The 15,876-nt window shown below is 69.3% G+C and carries 12 protein-coding genes; 4 read left to right on the top strand and 8 right to left on the bottom strand.

What is annotated here, in order from left to right; all coding sequences use genetic code 11:
• Positions 1-5 precede the first annotated feature (5 nt).
• Both ABT070_RS33375 and ABT070_RS33370 read right to left on the bottom strand, forming a co-directional pair.
• Positions 6-665, bottom strand: a complete 660-nt coding sequence (locus ABT070_RS33375; RefSeq protein ID WP_351766195.1) for a histidine phosphatase family protein — start codon at positions 663-665, stop codon at positions 6-8.
• Between the two features lie 130 nt (positions 666-795).
• Entirely contained in the window at positions 796-1,401 is a 606-nt protein-coding gene (locus tag ABT070_RS33370) for a YdbC family protein (protein WP_351766193.1), read from the bottom strand.
• Positions 1,402-1,557: 156 nt separating this feature from the next.
• Here ABT070_RS33370 and ABT070_RS33365 point away from each other — a divergent pair, with 156 nt between their 5' ends.
• Positions 1,558-2,091, top strand: coding sequence for a TerD family protein (locus ABT070_RS33365; protein WP_351766191.1), 534 nt, complete (start codon positions 1,558-1,560; stop codon positions 2,089-2,091).
• A gap of 127 nt (positions 2,092-2,218) precedes the next feature.
• Here the strand turns inward: ABT070_RS33365 and ABT070_RS33360 are convergent, their stop codons facing one another.
• Both ABT070_RS33360 and nrdR read right to left on the bottom strand, forming a co-directional pair.
• Complete coding sequence (locus ABT070_RS33360; protein WP_351766189.1) at positions 2,219-5,119, bottom strand: vitamin B12-dependent ribonucleotide reductase; 2,901 nt, start codon at positions 5,117-5,119, stop codon at positions 2,219-2,221.
• A gap of 165 nt (positions 5,120-5,284) precedes the next feature.
• Positions 5,285-5,854 carry a transcriptional regulator NrdR gene (gene nrdR, locus ABT070_RS33355; protein ID WP_351766187.1) on the bottom strand — a complete coding sequence of 190 codons (570 nt, stop codon included), beginning with the start codon at positions 5,852-5,854 and terminating at the stop codon, positions 5,285-5,287.
• A gap of 583 nt (positions 5,855-6,437) precedes the next feature.
• On the opposite strand from nrdR, the gene lexA reads away from it, so the two are divergent.
• Positions 6,438-7,217 carry a transcriptional repressor LexA gene (lexA, locus tag ABT070_RS33350; protein WP_351766185.1) on the top strand — a complete coding sequence of 260 codons (780 nt, stop codon included), beginning with the start codon at positions 6,438-6,440 and terminating at the stop codon, positions 7,215-7,217.
• A 138-nt stretch (positions 7,218-7,355) separates the two neighbouring features.
• Here the strand turns inward: lexA and ABT070_RS33345 are convergent, their stop codons facing one another.
• The 4 genes from ABT070_RS33345 to ABT070_RS33330 form a co-directional block, all read right to left on the bottom strand.
• The gene (locus tag ABT070_RS33345; RefSeq protein WP_351766183.1) at positions 7,356-9,332 is read right to left on the bottom strand and encodes an ATP-dependent DNA helicase; all 1,977 of its coding nucleotides are present in this window, start codon (positions 9,330-9,332) and stop codon (positions 7,356-7,358) included.
• A gap of 172 nt (positions 9,333-9,504) precedes the next feature.
• Entirely contained in the window at positions 9,505-10,125 is a 621-nt protein-coding gene (locus tag ABT070_RS33340) for a GNAT family N-acetyltransferase (protein ID WP_351766181.1), read from the bottom strand.
• 77 nt (positions 10,126-10,202) lie between these two features.
• Positions 10,203-12,143: an IucA/IucC family protein gene (locus ABT070_RS33335; RefSeq protein WP_451101822.1), complete on the bottom strand. Its 1,941-nt coding sequence runs from the start codon at positions 12,141-12,143 to the stop codon at positions 10,203-10,205.
• Positions 12,144-12,310: 167 nt separating this feature from the next.
• A complete protein-coding gene (locus tag ABT070_RS33330) occupies positions 12,311-13,966 on the bottom strand; it encodes a diaminobutyrate--2-oxoglutarate transaminase family protein (RefSeq protein ID WP_351766282.1) in 1,656 nt (551 codons plus the stop codon).
• A gap of 516 nt (positions 13,967-14,482) precedes the next feature.
• Between ABT070_RS33330 and ABT070_RS33325 the strand changes: the two genes are divergently transcribed.
• Positions 14,483-15,706, top strand: coding sequence for a trypsin-like serine peptidase (locus ABT070_RS33325; protein WP_351766179.1), 1,224 nt, complete (start codon positions 14,483-14,485; stop codon positions 15,704-15,706).
• 11 nt (positions 15,707-15,717) lie between these two features.
• Entirely contained in the window at positions 15,718-15,843 is a 126-nt protein-coding gene (locus tag ABT070_RS33320; protein ID WP_351766177.1) for a hypothetical protein, read from the top strand.
• Positions 15,844-15,876: the final 33 nt, after the last annotated feature.

Genomic DNA, 15,876 nt, shown 5'->3' with positions numbered 1-15,876 from the left:
CCACCCTATCCGGTGATTCCGTACGGTTCCGGGTCTCGCCAGCGGTTGAAGGGCCGGTCGAGCGTGTACCTGTCGTCGTCCCCGAGAACGAGCATGCGCATCTCGGCGTTCCCCGGATTCGCGAGGGACTCGAACTCCGCGACCGTCCAGTGGAACCAGCGCATGCAGAACAGTCGCATCGCGAGGCCATGGGTCACGATGAGCACGTTCGGCGGATGGTCGGGGGCCTCGAAGCTGCGGAAGAGGCTCTCCAGGAAACCGCCGACCCGGTCGTAGACGTCGGCGCCGCTCTCGCCCTGGGCGAAACGGTAGAAGAAGTGCCCGTAGGCGTCCCGGTAGGTCTTCTGCAGCCGTACGTCGTCGCGGTCCTGCCAGTTCCCCCAGTCCTGTTCGCGCAGCCGGGGCTCCTCACGTACCCGTATGCGCTCGGGGTCCAGATGGAAGGCCCGGAGCGTCTCATGCGTACGCCGGTAGGGGGAGACGTACACGCTGACCCGCTCGCGGCCGAACACCTCCCGCAGGTTCTTTCCCGTCTCCTCGGCCTGCTGCCACCCTCGCTCGGTCAGGGCCAGTGCATGGTCGGGCTCACGCTCGTAGACGGTGTCATCAACATTGCCCGTTGACTCCCCGTGCCGGACAAGGACGATGCGCCGTGGTCGTGCCATGCCAAAACCCTAGATCGGGTGACGGCCGATCGAGCACTCGTACGGCCTGCATACAGCGTAGGTCACACACATCCCGCACCAGAAAGCGCATTCAACGCACGATCGACGTGTCCGGCAGTGAGTCCGGTTTTCAAACCGTCCACGTCGACTCGAGTTCGACGATGTCGCCGGTGAGGGAGGATATGTCCGCCTCCGTCTGCGCGCGCAGCGCGAGCCGCTCCACGCGTTCGGTTCGGTACTTTCCGTGTTCGGCCGCCGAGCGCCACATCGAGAGCACCATGAACTCGTGCCCGGGAGCCTCGGCGAACAGCCCCCGGATCATGCCGGGCGAACCGGCCATGGCGGGGTTCCACACCTTCTCCTGCATGAGGGAGAAGTGTTCGGCGCGTTCCTCGTGGACCCGGCAGAGTGCCACCCTCAGAAGGTCGGAGTCGGTGAAACGGGGCTCGAAGCCCGTCTTCACGTCGAAGCGGTAGTCGAACAGCCGTACCTGGGCGTCCTTGAAGGTGCCCGACTGAGTCGCCGCCAGCCGGTCATGGGAACGCGCCATGAAGGAGTCGTAGAAGGCACGGCTCTCCCAGAAGGCGAAGACATGCGCGACGGAGGGCCGCGCCCTGCTCCAGCCCCCGCCCTGCCCCCGGAACCCCGGCTCCCCCAGAAGCCCCGCCCACTTTCGCTGTCCCCGTTCGAAACCGCGGCGGTCCACCACGGTGCAGCGAATCCACTTGACCAGCACCGCGCCATGGTAAGGCCAGTGGGCGTGGCGTTGGTCACCCTCGTTCACAGTGCGGCGCTGCGACGGCGTACGCACGCGTGGCAGGATGGACAACCGGCCCTGAAATTCGGCGGGTTCAGTGCAATGTCAGACGGGGAAACGGGGAGGGGAATTCCGGTGAGCGGCCTCAACAAGGGAATCCGCAAGGTCGAGATGGCGCTGAAGTGGGACCCGAGTCCGACGGGTCAGCCGCCTACCGACCTGGACATCGTGGCCGCGACCTATCTGGAGAGCGATCCACATGGTGCTCCTGCCTATGTGGTGCACTTCGACAGTCGCTCCCCCGACGGAACCATCTATCTCAACCGGGACAGCAAGGACGGCAAGGGCTTCGGCTGGGACGAGGTGATGACGCTGGAGCTCGACCGCCTGGACGCGCGGTACGCGCGCGTGGTCGTCGGTGTCGTCATCCAGCAGAACCCGGAGCACCGGACGTTCGTCGGTGTGCTCAACCCCGGCTTCCGGATACGGGAGGGGTACACCGTCCTGGACGAGGACGACTTCGCCGGCGTCCTCGGTGCCACCGCCGCGACGGTCGGGGAGTTCCTGCGCGAGTCGTCCGACGGGTGGTCGTTCCACCCCGGCGTCCAGGGCTTCGAGGACGACCCGGCGACGTTCACGAGGACCATGGGCCAGGTGCGCCACTCCTGAACGCACGGAGGCTCCCCCGCCCCCTCGCGGCCGGTGGAGCCTCCGGAAAACACCGAGGGCGGTGGAGCCGGAAACCGGCTCCACCGCCCTTTGTCAGGTCATCGCGACCTGACCGGCGCGGCTGGGATCAGCTGCAACCGCTGGTCGAACCGCAGCCCTCGCAGATGTAGCAGGAACCGGCCCGCTGCATCTTCGTACCGCAGGAGAAGCACAGCGGGGCGTCGGCCTGGATACCCAGCTGCATCTCCACCAGTTCGGCACTGGTGTGGGCCTGCTTCGGGGCGGGCTCGGCCACCGCGACGTCGGCCTTGGGCGTGGCGACGGCCTTCAGGTCCGTCTGCCGCGGAGCGGACTGGGCGAGCCCCTCCACGTCCACGTTCTCCTCCTCGAAGCTCGGCTCGTACGAACCGGTCTCCAGGTGGCGCTGACGCTCCTCGGCGGAGTGGATGCCGAGCGCGGAACGCGTCTCGAAGGGCAGGAAGTCGAGCGCCAGGCGACGGAAGATGTAGTCGACGATCGACTGCGCCATCCGCACGTCCGGGTCGTCCGTCATACCGGCCGGCTCGAAGCGCATGTTGGTGAACTTCGAGACGTACGTCTCCAGCGGCACGCCGTACTGGAGGCCGACGGAGACCGCGATGGAGAAGGCGTCCATCATCCCGGCGAGGGTCGAACCCTGCTTGGACATCTTCAGGAAGACCTCGCCGAGACCGTCGTCCGGGTAGGAGTTGGCGGTCATGTAACCCTCGGCGCCACCGACCGTGAAGGAGGTCGTGATGCCGGGACGGCCCTTGGGCAGACGCTTGCGGACCGGGCGGTACTCGATGACCTTCTCGACCGCGGTACGGATCGTCTCCTCGGCCTTCGCGGTGACCTCGGTCTTCTCCTTCTCCTTGGTCTTCGCGGAGAGGGGCTGGCCGACCTTGCAGTTGTCGCGGTAGATCGCGAGCGCCTTGACGCCGAGCTTCCAGGCCTCGAAGTAGATCTCCTCGACCTCCTCGACGGTCGCCGTCTCCGGCATGTTGACCGTCTTGGAGATGGCACCGGAGATCCAGGGCTGGATCGCGGCCATCATGCGGACGTGGCCCATCGGGGAGATGGCGCGCTCGCCCATGGCGCAGTCGAACACCTCGTAGTGCTCCGGCTTGAGACCGGGGGCGTCGATCACATTGCCGTTGTCGGCGATGTGGGCGACGATCGCCTCGATCTGCTCCTCCTGGTAACCCAGACGGCGCAGGGCCTGCGGGACGGTGCCGTTGACGATCTGCATCGAGCCGCCGCCGACCAGCTTCTTGAACTTGACCAGGGCGAGGTCGGGCTCGACGCCGGTGGTGTCGCAGGACATCGCCAGACCGATGGTGCCGGTCGGGGCGAGCACGGACGCCTGAGAGTTACGGAAACCGTTCTTCTCACCGAGGCGCAGCACGTCCTGCCAGGCCTCCGTGGCGGCGGCCCAGACGGAGCTGTCCAGGTCGTCCGTGCGGACGGCCGCACCGTTGGCGTCGGAGTGCTGCTTCATGACGCGGTTGTGGGCGTCGGCGTTGCGGGCGTAGCCGTCGTACGGGCCGACGACGGCGGCCAGTTCGGCGGAGCGGCGGTAGGCCGTGCCCGTCATCAGGGAGGTGATGGCGCCGGCCAGGGTGCGGCCGCCGTCCGAGTCGTAGGCGTGGCCGGTGGCCATCAGCAGGGCGCCGAGGTTGGCGTAGCCGATGCCGAGCTGGCGGAACGCGCGCGTGTTCTCGCCGATCTTCTCGGTCGGGAAGTCCGCGAAGCAGATGGAGATGTCCATCGCGGTGATGACGAGCTCGACGACCTTCTGGAAACGGTCGGCCTCGAAGGACTGGTTGCCCTTGCTGTCGTCCTTGAGGAACTTCATCAGGTTCAGCGAGGCGAGGTTGCAGGACGTGTTGTCCAGGTGCATGTACTCGCTGCACGGGTTCGACGCGGTGATCCGGCCGGACTCGGGGCAGGTGTGCCAGTTGTTGATCACACCGTCGTACTGGATGCCCGGGTCGGCACAGGCCCACGCGGCCTCGGCGAGCTTGCGGAACAGCGCCTTGGCGTCGACCTTCTCGATGATCTCGCCGGTCATACGGGCGCGGAGGCCGAACTCGGTGCCGTTCTCGACGGCCGTCATGAACTCGTCGTTCACGCGGACGCTGTTGTTGGCGTTCTGGTACTGGACGGACGTGATGTCGTCGCCGCCCAGGTCCATGTCGAAGCCCGCGTCACGCAGAGCGCGGATCTTCTCCTCTTCCTTCACCTTGGTGGCGATGAAGTCCTCGACGTCCGGGTGGTCCACGTCGAGGACGACCATCTTGGCGGCGCGACGGGTGGCGCCACCGGACTTGATGGTGCCGGCGGAGGCGTCGGCGCCCCGCATGAAGGAGACCGGTCCCGAGGCGTTGCCGCCGGAGGAGAGGAGCTCCTTGGAGGAGCGGATGCGGGAGAGGTTCAGGCCGGCGCCGGAGCCGCCCTTGAAGATCATGCCCTCTTCCTTGTACCAGTCGAGGATCGACTCCATGGAGTCGTCGACGGCCAGGATGAAGCAGGCGGAGACCTGCTGGGGCTGCGGGGTACCGACGTTGAACCAGACGGGGCTGTTGAAGCTGAAGATCTGGTGCAGGAGGGCGTACGCCAGCTCGTGCTCGAAGATCTCGGCATCGGCGGGCGAGGTGAAGTACTTGTGGTCCTCACCGGCCTTCCGGTACGTCTTCACGATGCGGTCGATCAGCTGCCTGAGGCCGGTCTCGCGCTGAGGGGTGCCCACGGCACCACGGAAGTACTTGCTGGTGACGATGTTGACCGCGTTCACCGACCAGAAGTCGGGGAACTCGACGCCACGCTGCTCGAAATTGACCGAGCCGTCGCGCCAGTTGGTCATGACGACGTCACGACGCTCCCAGGCCACCTCGTCGTAAGGGTGCACGCCGGGGGTCGTGTGGATGCGCTCGATACGCAGGCCCTTGGTGGTCTTGGTGCCCTTGACTCGGGAACCTCGCGCCGGACCGCTCGCCGTCTCTGTCATGCCGCCTCCCTCTACGGGCGAAAACGCCCTAAAATGCCACGTTGTTCCCGTGACACGGTGTTCTGTCTTGTGCTGTGGGCATCCACGCGCTGTCGCCCACAACAGGTCTTGGTCCGCCGGCGCCCGGCCGTCCCCGGACTCGAAATCCCGGGTCCGGCGTTCAGGTCAGTCGGCGGCGTGGGCGGGCTCGGGGACCTGCACGGTCCCACCGGGCCCGCCTTCGTCCTCCCGGCTTCCCGCGGCAGCCCCTGCATCACCCTCGCGGTCGTCGTCGTCCGCGGCGGGGCGTGCCGTCTGGTCCCTGAGTTCCGCGATGGCGGCCTCGAAGTCCTCGAGCGAGTCGAACGCCCGGTAGACGGAGGCGAATCGCAGATAGGCGACGAGGTCGAGCTCCTGCAACGGGCCGAGTATGGCCAGCCCCACGTCATGGGTGGTCAACTCGGCGCTTCCGGTGGCCCGCACCGCCTCCTCGACCCGCTGGCCGAGCTGCGCCAGAGCGTCCTCGGTGACAGGCCGTCCCTGACATGCCTTGCGCACGCCATTGATGACCTTGGTACGGCTGAAGGGCTCGGTGACCCCGGACCGCTTCACCACCATGAGCGAGCACGTCTCCACGGTCGTGAAACGACGGGAGCAGTCAGGGCACTGGCGGCGCCTGCGGATCGACGTGCCGTCATCCGTCGTACGGCTGTCGACGACACGGCTGTCGGGGTGCCTGCAGAAGGGGCAGTGCATGAACTCCAACCCTCCTCAGAGCAGACTCAATAGCCTCGCCGGACCTCACGGGCCCCTCGAAGCAGCCTCAAGCATAGGGGATCCATGAGCATCCGAAGACACCAGGGACCACAACTTCTGGGCCGCTGGTGCAATCCAACCACTACATATGGGGGCTTGGCCCATACATCCAGGCTGTATCGCGTGTCGCGTCCGACGACCTCACCCCTCGCGATTCCGCCGTCACGCCCAGCTCCCGAAAACCACCCGTGCACGCGCGCGTGCACCCGTATCGGCACGCCGGATACGGCGATACCGTGGGCGTCGCAGGGAGGGGTGGTGGGACTCTCGCACAGAGCGGGGCCGGTTCTCGGCCCGCGGAGCGCCGGATGGCAGACTGGGACCGCGCCTCGACAAGGTCATCCGTCCCGGCGGTGAAGAGTACGACAACGGACCTCTTGTCTGCCGGGCAGCACGTTAGCCATACACCCAGACACATGATCACGTCAGGCTATCCACGCTTTTTCACTCGAACGTGTGTTTGGCGCAACCTTTCGAAAGCTACTACCGTTGTCCAGCAGGGAGACAATCGAGAGGGGCCGACGTGACCACCACCGCAGACAGTGCCACCATCACTGCCCAGGACCGCTCCCAGGGCCGACTCGAGCCGGTGCATGCGATGAACGAAGCCACGAATCCCGAGGCACACAAGCGCTCTCTGCCTGGGCGACCTCCAGGCATCCGCGCCGACAGCTCGGGACTCACCGACCGGCAGCGCCGAGTGATCGAGGTCATCAGGGACTCCGTACAACGGCGCGGCTACCCGCCGTCCATGCGGGAGATCGGTCAGGCGGTCGGCCTGTCCAGCACGTCCTCGGTCGCCCACCAGCTGATGGCACTGGAGCGGAAGGGTTTCCTGCGCAGGGACCCGCACCGGCCGCGCGCCTACGAGGTACGAGGTTCCGACCAGGCCAGCTCCGCGCAGCCCACGGACACCGCCGGCAAGCCCGCCGCGTCGTACGTCCCGCTGGTCGGCCGCATCGCCGCCGGTGGCCCGATCCTCGCCGAGGAGTCGGTCGAGGACGTCTTCCCCCTCCCGAGGCAGTTGGTGGGCGACGGTGAGCTGTTCGTGCTGAAGGTCGTCGGTGACTCGATGATCGAGGCCGCGATCTGCGACGGCGACTGGGTCACCGTCCGCCGTCAGCCCGTCGCCGAGAACGGCGACATCGTGGCCGCGATGCTGGAGGGCGAGGCCACCGTCAAGCGTTTCAAGCGCGAGGACGGCCATGTGTGGCTCCTCCCGCACAACTCGGCCTACGAGCCGATCCCGGGCGACGAGGCGACCATCCTCGGCAAGGTGGTGGCCGTACTCCGCCGCATCTGAGTACGGCGGCGGACGGGACGCCTCCGTCCGCTCCCTCAAACTGGGCCCCGGGATCCCTGCGCCGGTTCCGGGGCCCTGTGCTGTGCCGGCTGAACCATGGAGGAGGGGGCCGTCCCCGCAGCGGGACGGCCCCCTCCTTCACTGCGCTTCCGCCTCCTTGGCCCTCGCGTCGATCGCCGCGAGCGACCTGCGGACCTGGTTGCGGTCCGTGGTGTACCAGAAGTCCGGCAGGGACGCCTTCAGATAGCTCCCGTAGCGGGCCGTCGCCAGCCGCTGGTCCAGTACGGCGACCACACCACGGTCCCCCGACGCCCGTACCAGCCGGCCGGCGCCCTGGGCCATCAGCAGCGCCGCATGGGTGGCCGCGACGGCCATGAACCCGTTGCCCCCGGCGTCCTCCACCGCCTTCTGGCGGGCGCTCATCAAAGGGTCGTCCGGGCGCGGGAACGGGATCTTGTCCATGACGACCAGCTGGCAGCTGGCGCCCGGGACATCGACGCCCTGCCAGAGCGACAGTGTGCCGAAGAGGCAGGTCTTCGGATCCGCCGCGAAGTTCTTGATCAGCTCGCCGAGCGTCTCCTCGCCCTGGAGCAGGATCGGGAACTCCGGAACGCGCGTGCGCAGTTCCTCGGCGGCGAGCTGGGCGGCCCGCATGGAGGAGAACAGCCCGAGCGTGCGTCCGCCGGCCGCCTGGATCAGCTCGGTCAGTTCGTCCAGCATGTCGCCGCGGTCGCCGTCCCGCGCGGGACGCGCCAGGTGTTTGGCCACATAGAGGATGCCCTGCTTGGGGTAGTCGAAGGGCGACCCCACGTCGATGCCCTTCCACTGGGGGACGTCCTCGCCCTCGGTGCCCTCCGGGGCCAGCCCCATCGAGGCACCCACGCCGTTGAAGTCCCCGCCCAGTTTCAACGTCGCCGAGGCCAGGGTCACGGAGCGGTCGGCGAAGAGCTTCTCCCGCAGCAGGCCCGACACCGACATGGGCGCGACCCGCACAGAGGCACCGAAACGGTCGTGCCGCTCGTACCAGACGACGTCGTACTCGGAGCCGTTGACGATCCGCTCCGCCACATCGTGCACGCTCTCCACGGACGCGAGGGCCTGCTTGCGGACCGCGTCCTCGTCCTGGACGGACTTGTCGCGGGTCGCGCCGATGGCCGAGATGACGGTCCGCGCGGCGTCACGCAGTGCCATGAGGGCGTACCCGAGATCCTCCGGGACCTCCTCCAGACGGCCGGGCAGCGCCAGTTCCATGATCCGCTCGAAGCCCTCGGCGGCGGTCTGGAGCTGGTCGGCGGCCTTTTCGTTGACCAGCTTCGCCGCCCGGCGTACGGCCCGGTTGACCTGGCCGGGAGTGAGCTCGCCGGTGGCCACACCGGTGACCCTCGAGACCAGCTCGTGCGCCTCGTCGACGATCAGCACCTCGTGCTGCGGAAGGACCGGCGCACCCTCGATGGCGTCGATGGCGAGCAGCGCGTGATTGGTGACGACGACCTCGGCGAGCTTGGCGCGCTCACGGGCCATCTCCGCGAAGCACTCGGCGCCGTAGGCGCACTTCGTGGCCCCCAGGCACTCCCGGGAGGACACCGACACCTGCGCCCACGCCCGGTCGGAGACACCGGGCGTGAGGTCGTCCCGGTCACCGGTCTCGGTCTCGTCCGACCAGTCCCGCAGCCGGAGCAGGTCCTGGCCCAGTTTGCTCGTCGGTGCGGCCGCCTCGAACTGGTCGAAGAGGCCTTCCTCCTCGTCCTGCGGGACGCCTTCGTGGAGTCGGTGCAGGCACAGGTAGTTCGACCTGCCCTTGAGCATCGCGAACTCCGGGCGGCGGCGCAGCAGCGGGTGCAGCGCGTCGACCGTACGCGGCAGGTCCCGCTCCACGAGCTGGCGCTGCAGGGCCAGCGTGGCGGTCGCGACCACGACACGCTCCCCGTGCGCGAGTGCGGGCACGAGGTATCCGAGCGACTTACCGGTGCCGGTGCCGGCCTGGACCAGCAGATGGGATCCGTCGTCGATCGCCTCGGCGACGGCTTCGGCCATGGTCACCTGGCCGGGGCGCTCCGTACCGCCGACAGCGGTGACGGCAGCGTGCAGGAGTTCGGGGAGTGAGGGCTTCGTCATAGCGCGACCACCCTACGGCGCGGCACTGACAAACGTGTGGTCAAGGCGGACGAGAGGGAATGGATCAAGACGGTGGGTTTCTCGTTGGGAGCGGGGAGGCCGGGCTTCGGCGGGGCCGGGAACTGATGCGGCACGAGAGGCGTTCCAGATGTGACGGCACGATTACACAGTGTCATGACGGATCGCACGGGATCCGGTCCCGGACCATGAGGGCGGCCCGCTTGGTGGGCAGATCGACCTCTGCGAGCAACCGGAAGCCCGCGCTCAGGAAGGTGGCGATGGACGCAATGTTCCGAAGGTCGGGTTCGGCGACGACACGGGCACAAGCGGGCCTCCTGTCGAGGACCAGGTCGGCGACGGCTCCGAGCAGACGGCTGCCGAGGCCTCGCCCGCGGTCGGCGTCACCGCCGATGAGCAGGTGGATACCGGTGTCGTGCGGTCGGGCCGGATAGTGGCAGGCCAACGGGTCGAGGTCCGCCCGGTAGATCTCCCAGTAGCTCATGGGCCGGCCCTCCAGCACCCCGAGGCAGGGGACGCTGCGCCCGTCGTCGGCGAGTTGGCGACGCAGGTGTCGCGCCGTCCTGGACTCGGGTCCCGCCAGTTCCCAGAACGCCGCGACCGCGGGGTCGTTCATCCACCGGCCGACGAGGCCGAGATCTCTCTCCACCTGTACGGGGACCAGGTGGAACGCACCTGCAAGGGTGGTGGTGGGTCCCCAGGCGCCGACGCGGTCGAGCAGGTCGGAGGCGACGGAAGGGGGACGGCTGTCGGCGGCTGTCTCGACGGGAGCCACGGCAGCTCCTCTCAGCAGGTGGGGTGGGACATGTACTCCGGAGAAGGGCAGGGACCGGTGGCCGTTGGAGCGACGGCTCAGGAGCACAGGGGGTTGGCGATGGTGACGTAGACGGACTGCGTGTCCACCGGGCCGACGAGTTCGTCGAGGCCGTGCAACCGGGTCAGCAGATTGGCCTTGCAGCGCAGGCGGGGCGAGTCGAGCAGCCGGGCGGGCAGCGAACCGCTCATCCTGCGGGAGCCGGAGGCGGCGTCGACGAGGAAACGCCGGAAGGCGGCGAGCAGCAGTTGCTCGTCGGCGAGCCGCTGGGAGCCGAACGCACCGATCAGTCCGAGCACGTTGTTGATGCCCAGGTAGTAGGCGAAGCGCTCGTCGGTGACGTCGTCCGACACGAAGGTGTCGCTGTGTTCGCCGATACCGGGCAGCCGGGCTTCGAGTTCCGCGCGGCAGGACTCGCGGAAGTAGTAGCCCTGGTTGTCGCGGTAGCGGCCGCCGGTGGGCCAGCCGTCGGGGTCCAGGAGGAGGAGCGTGTTCTGCTGATGCGCCTCCAGGGCGATCCCCGCCTCGCCGTCGAGCCACAGGACGGGGCGGACGACCTGCTCCAGGTAGCGCAGGAACCACTCGGCGGCGACGGCCGACGGCGGCCGCCCGGTCCGCGCGGCGAGGCGTCCGACGATCGCGGCCAGCCGGGAGCGATGGGCGGAGGCCGCGTCCGGCCGGGGTGCGACGAGTCCGGCGATGCAGGAAACGTCGTCCGTCGGAGCGAACGGGTTGTGCCGGATCATCACGTCGAGGCCCGTCAGCGGGAGGCCGTCGGCACCGTCGACCGCGAGCCAGGCCGGATCTCGGACGATGTCGAAATCCGGGTGGGCCGCCTGCCACTCCTTGGCCAGACCCGCGCGGAGAAGGCGGTGCACCTCGACACCACGGTGGAGTTCTTTGCGGAGGTTCTCACGACGGGAGTTGGTGATGCGCAGACCCAGCGACAGCTTGAGCATCGCGGGGGATCCGGGCCGATGGACGGTGCGTACGGAGGAGGTCGGGTGCCACAAAGGTCCATGGACGCCCAGGTCCTGGAGGAGTCCGGCGTCGAACAGGGCCTCGGCCTCGGGACGGTGTCGCGCCTCGCGCAGTTGCCATGGGTGCACCGGCAGGGCGGCGAACCCGGTCGGCAACGGCAGCCCGGCGCCGCCCAGTCGGGCCGTCAACCGGGCGGCGGGGACGGCACGGCCGCCCTCGGTCCAGGCGGAGTCGGTGGCGACCGCGGAAGGAGCGACAGCGAGCCAGCGAAGAGGGAAGGAGCCCCGCGACTCCGGCGAGTACAGGCGCGCTTCACCGTCCGAGAGGCCCTCCCGGCTCTTCGGCGTCGGGTGCAGCGGATGCCCGAGCAGCAGCGCCTGTTCGGCGGTCAGGAACAGGTCGGATCCGTCGCCGGGGCGCTCCCGGCGCTCACCGATGAACACCGCTGTACGGCGGACCGAGTCGGCGACGCGGGCGACGAGGTCGAGGCCTTCGCCGCCGCTCATGTGCACGGGCGCGGAACAGGGCGTCGGCTCGGCAGCGGTGGCGCGCTCCATCGGGAGGGCGTCCGCGTCGGCCGACGCCGTGGCTTGGGCGGATCCGTCGGACAGGCCACCGTCCCGGAGGGTCTCGCGGACCAGCAGGGCCGCGACCGTGACGGCGTCCGCGGGCGGTGAGTGCTCGGGTGCGCCCGCCAGGCGCGGGAGGCCGAAGCGGTGCCAGCCGGTCCGGGACCAGTGGTGGACGGGGACGAGCAAGGTGATGCCGCTGGCGGGCAGCGGCACCCGAAGCACGCCGTCATGGGGTGCGGACAGGCCCGTCTCCCGCACCCAGCAACGCAGCAGGTTCTCCACGGCGGCCGCGTCGGCCGCCGTGTGCGGATCGGGATGGTCCAGGAGATCGGCGGCGCGGCTCGGCGGCGCCACGTGGACGGCGTCTCCCTGCCGGCGGGGGACGGGGGGCGCGAGGGAGGTGGACTGGTGGGAAGAGGTGGTCAAGGTCGTTCCTCGTGAAGTCGTGGGGCCGGTCGCGAGCGAGCCGTGGCGTGGAGCTCGCGTGCTCGTGGGTCGCCTGGGCGTCGCACACCGCCGGAGAGGTCGATACCGGTACCGCCGACGCCCGCGGTCGAGTGGACGCGCCGGCGGTTGCCGGGGGCTGCCCGGGGCTACCCCTCCCACTCGGCACGGCCGCCCTGGCGCCGGTCCGTAACGGGCGGCCGACCCGGCCCGCTCTGGGGCTGAGGCTGGAGTTGGTGCTCCAGCTGGGGCTGGGGCAACAGCCGGGGCTGATGCGCCGGCTGGGGCTCGGGCCGAGGCTGAGGCTGAGGCTGAGGCTGAGGCTGAGGCTGATGATTCGGCTGATCGGGCTTCCTCCGGCCCGCACCTCGGACGTGGTTGCGGGACACCGCCGCCATCGCGTCCGCCAGCCGGTCGAGTACCGCGGCGGCCTGCTCGTCGGTGATCGTCAAGGGCGGCAGCAGCCGTACGACGCCGGCGTGCCGTCCACCGAGTTCGACGATCAGGCCCCGCCGCAGGCACTCCCGTCGGACGGCGGCGGCCAGCGCGGGGGCGGCGGGGTAGGGAGCGTGCCCGGGAGTCGAAAGCGGCGTCGGACGGGGCGTGGCGTCATGGGCATGGGCATGGGCGTCTTGGGCATGGACGGCACCGGCCGACGCGCCGGGCTCTTCACCGGCCTGCGCGACGACCCGTGCGGCGCCGATAGCCCCGGAGCCGGTTTGCGCTTCGGGGTCCACCATCTCGACGCCGATCATCAGCCCGCGACCCCGCACGTCTCCCATGCACGGGAAGTCCTCGGCGAGACGGCGGAGTTGGCCCAGCATGCGGGCTCCCAGGGTGGCCGCGCGCTCGGCGAGGCGGTTCTCGCGGACGTAGGCGAGGGTTGCCGTACCGGCGGCCATGGCGAGTTGGTTGCCACGAAACGTGCCCGCGTGGGCGCCGGGTTGCCAGACGTCGAGGGCGTCGCGGTAGACGATGACGGCGAGCGGCAGGCTGCCTCCGATGGCCTTGGACATGACCATCACATCGGGGACGACCCCGCTGTGCTCCACCGCCCAGAAGGCTCCGGTCCGGCCCACGCCCGTCTGGACCTCGTCGGCGATCAGCGGGATCGAGCGCTCGGCCGTGATCTGCCGCATACGCCGCATCCACACGTCCGGCGCGGGAATCACTCCGCCCTCGCCCTGGACCGGTTCGAGGATCATCCCGGCGGGGTGCCGTACCCCCGACTTGGGATCGTCGAGGACGGACTCGGTCCAACGGGCGCCGAGTTCGGCGCCGCGCTCGCCACCGACGCCGAACGGACAGCGGTAGTCCTGTGGATAGGGCAGTCGCGCCACCCGCACGTCGAAGGCGCCCCCGGAGGCTTCGAGCGATCCGGCGGTCATCCCGTGATAGGCGCCGGTGAAGGCCAGGACACCGGTGCGGCCGGTGGCGGCCCGGACCAGCTTGAGGGCGGCCTCCACGGCGTCCGTACCGGCCGGTCCGCAGAACTGCACGCGCGCGTGGTCGGCGAGACCGGGCGGCAGCGTTCGGAACAGTTCGGTGATGAAGGCGTCCTTGACCGGGGTGGCGAGGTCGAGGACGTGCAGGGGCGCCCCCGAGTCGAGGACCTTGCGAATGGCTTCCAGCACGACGGGATGGTTGTGGCCGAGCGCGAGTGTGCCGGCGCCCGAGAGACAGTCCAGGTAGCGGCGGCCGTCCGCGCCCTCGATGGTCAGCCCGCGTGCCCGTACCGGCACGATCGGCAGGGCGCGGGCGTAGGTGCGCGCCGCGGACTCGCGAGCCGACTGTCGCCGCAGGATCCCCTCGTGCGCGGGCCGGCCACCGGCCTCGCTCCCCGGCGGGGCGGCCGTTCCGGCGACGTGGGCTCCCTCGGCGGGAGTCCCGGCGCCCAGGACTTCGTCGGGGCGGGTCGCGGTGGTACGCCCCGAAGGTCCCTCCTCGGGTACTGGCTCGGTCACGGCCACGCCTCCCCTGTCCTCCCGCCGGTCGAAGGGCGAGCACACACAGCAGCTCCCATCGCTACCAACACCGGACGGCCGTGCTGGTTACGGGTCGTGACGAGAATGACCGTGCCCGCGCCGACGCCCACGTGTCCCCCATCGACCGTTTGCGATCCCTTGCTGTCCGGTCCCGTCGGCGGTCTGTGGCGGAACAGTTGCCATTCGGTCGGGAGTCCCCCGCGGCGACCGCATATCGTGTGGTGGCATCACACATGGCCGTGAGACCCGCTTGAACTCGGTGTGAGATCACCATGAGTTCCACTTCGCGGGCGCGGCCGGTACTTCAAGTTCGTTGACAGCAGGGGGAGTCAGATCATGCGATCCATACGGCCGTCGTTCACCGCTCGGCGGGGGAGGAACGCGCGCCGCAGAACCTCCCCCGTACTGGGCGCCGTGGCCCTCGCCTCGGTGCTCGCGCTCACCGCGACCGCCTGTGATTCGGGCGACACCGACGCGGGCAGCAAAACCGAGGCGACGGCTTCGACCGGCGGCGACGGCAAGATCACGATCCCGGACGACATCAAGGACAGGCTCAAAGAGCACGGGATCGACCTGGACAAGTGGAAGAACGGCGCCTGGAAGAACTGGGACCGGGACGACTGGCTGCGTGAGGCGCAGGACTACGTCAACCCGATCATCGAGGGGCTGTGGGACCCGGACCGGATGCGGGAGGCCGAGGACCCGGACCGGAGCGTCGACGAGAACGACCTCTCCGGTGACCAGGGCGTGACCGACGCGACGCCGCAGGCGGTGGACGCGAAGGCCGTTTCGCCCTCTTACCACGAGAACGCCGCCGAGGCGGGCAAGGTGTTCTTCGACTCCCCCGAGGGCACGATGGTCTGCTCGGCGACGGTCGTGGAGGACCCGGCACACCCCGGGAAGTCCAACCTGGTGTGGACGGCCGGTCACTGCGTGCACGCCGGCAAGGGTGGCGGCTGGTACCGCAACATCGCGTTCGTGCCGTCGTACAACGACTCGGGCATGTCGGCCGAGCAGTTGGAGACGGCCACCAAGGAGCAGGCGGCTCCGTACGGGGTCTGGTGGGGCGACTGGACGAAGACGTCCGACCAGTGGATCGCGCAGGGCGGGCAGACCGGCGGTGACGGCGCCTCGTACGACTACGCCGTCATCCATGTGACGCCGGAGGAGGGCGGTACGGGCAAGTCCCTGGAGGAGACGGTCGGTTCGGCGCTCCCGGTGAACTTCAACGCCCCCGCGGTGCCGAAGGTGAGCAGCATCACCGCGACCGGCTACCCGGCGGCGGCACCGTACGACGGGCAGAAGCTCTACCAGTGCCAGGACAAGCCGGGGCGGTTCTCGCTGAGTTCCTCGGACCCGACGATGTACCGGATCGGCTGCACGATGACCGGCGGCTCGTCGGGCGGCGGCTGGGTCGCGGCGGGGTCCGACGGGAAGCCCTCGCTGGTGTCCAACACCTCGATCGGCCCGGTGAACGCGGGTTGGCTCGCGGGACCGCGGCTGGGTGACGTCGCCAAGGGCGTGTACGACTCGGTGAGCGACAAGTTCGCCGGTCAGTAGCTTGATCGGCGGTGGGACTCCTGTCGGCGACCTTGACCGTCCCACCGCCGTTCGTCCCGAATTCCACGGGCACCCGGCTCGGCCCGGAGGCCGAAATGCTCTACGAGCACATGAGCGAGGCGTACGGCGGTCAGTGAGCCGAGAGCACGCCGAAGGCCCGCCCCTGCGGC

The organism is Streptomyces sp. NPDC002884, assembly GCF_040295245.1.
GTDB lineage: Bacteria > Actinomycetota > Actinomycetes > Streptomycetales > Streptomycetaceae > Streptomyces.
Note: the sequence above shows the minus strand (reverse complement) of the source record. Positions and strands in the feature narration are given on the sequence as shown.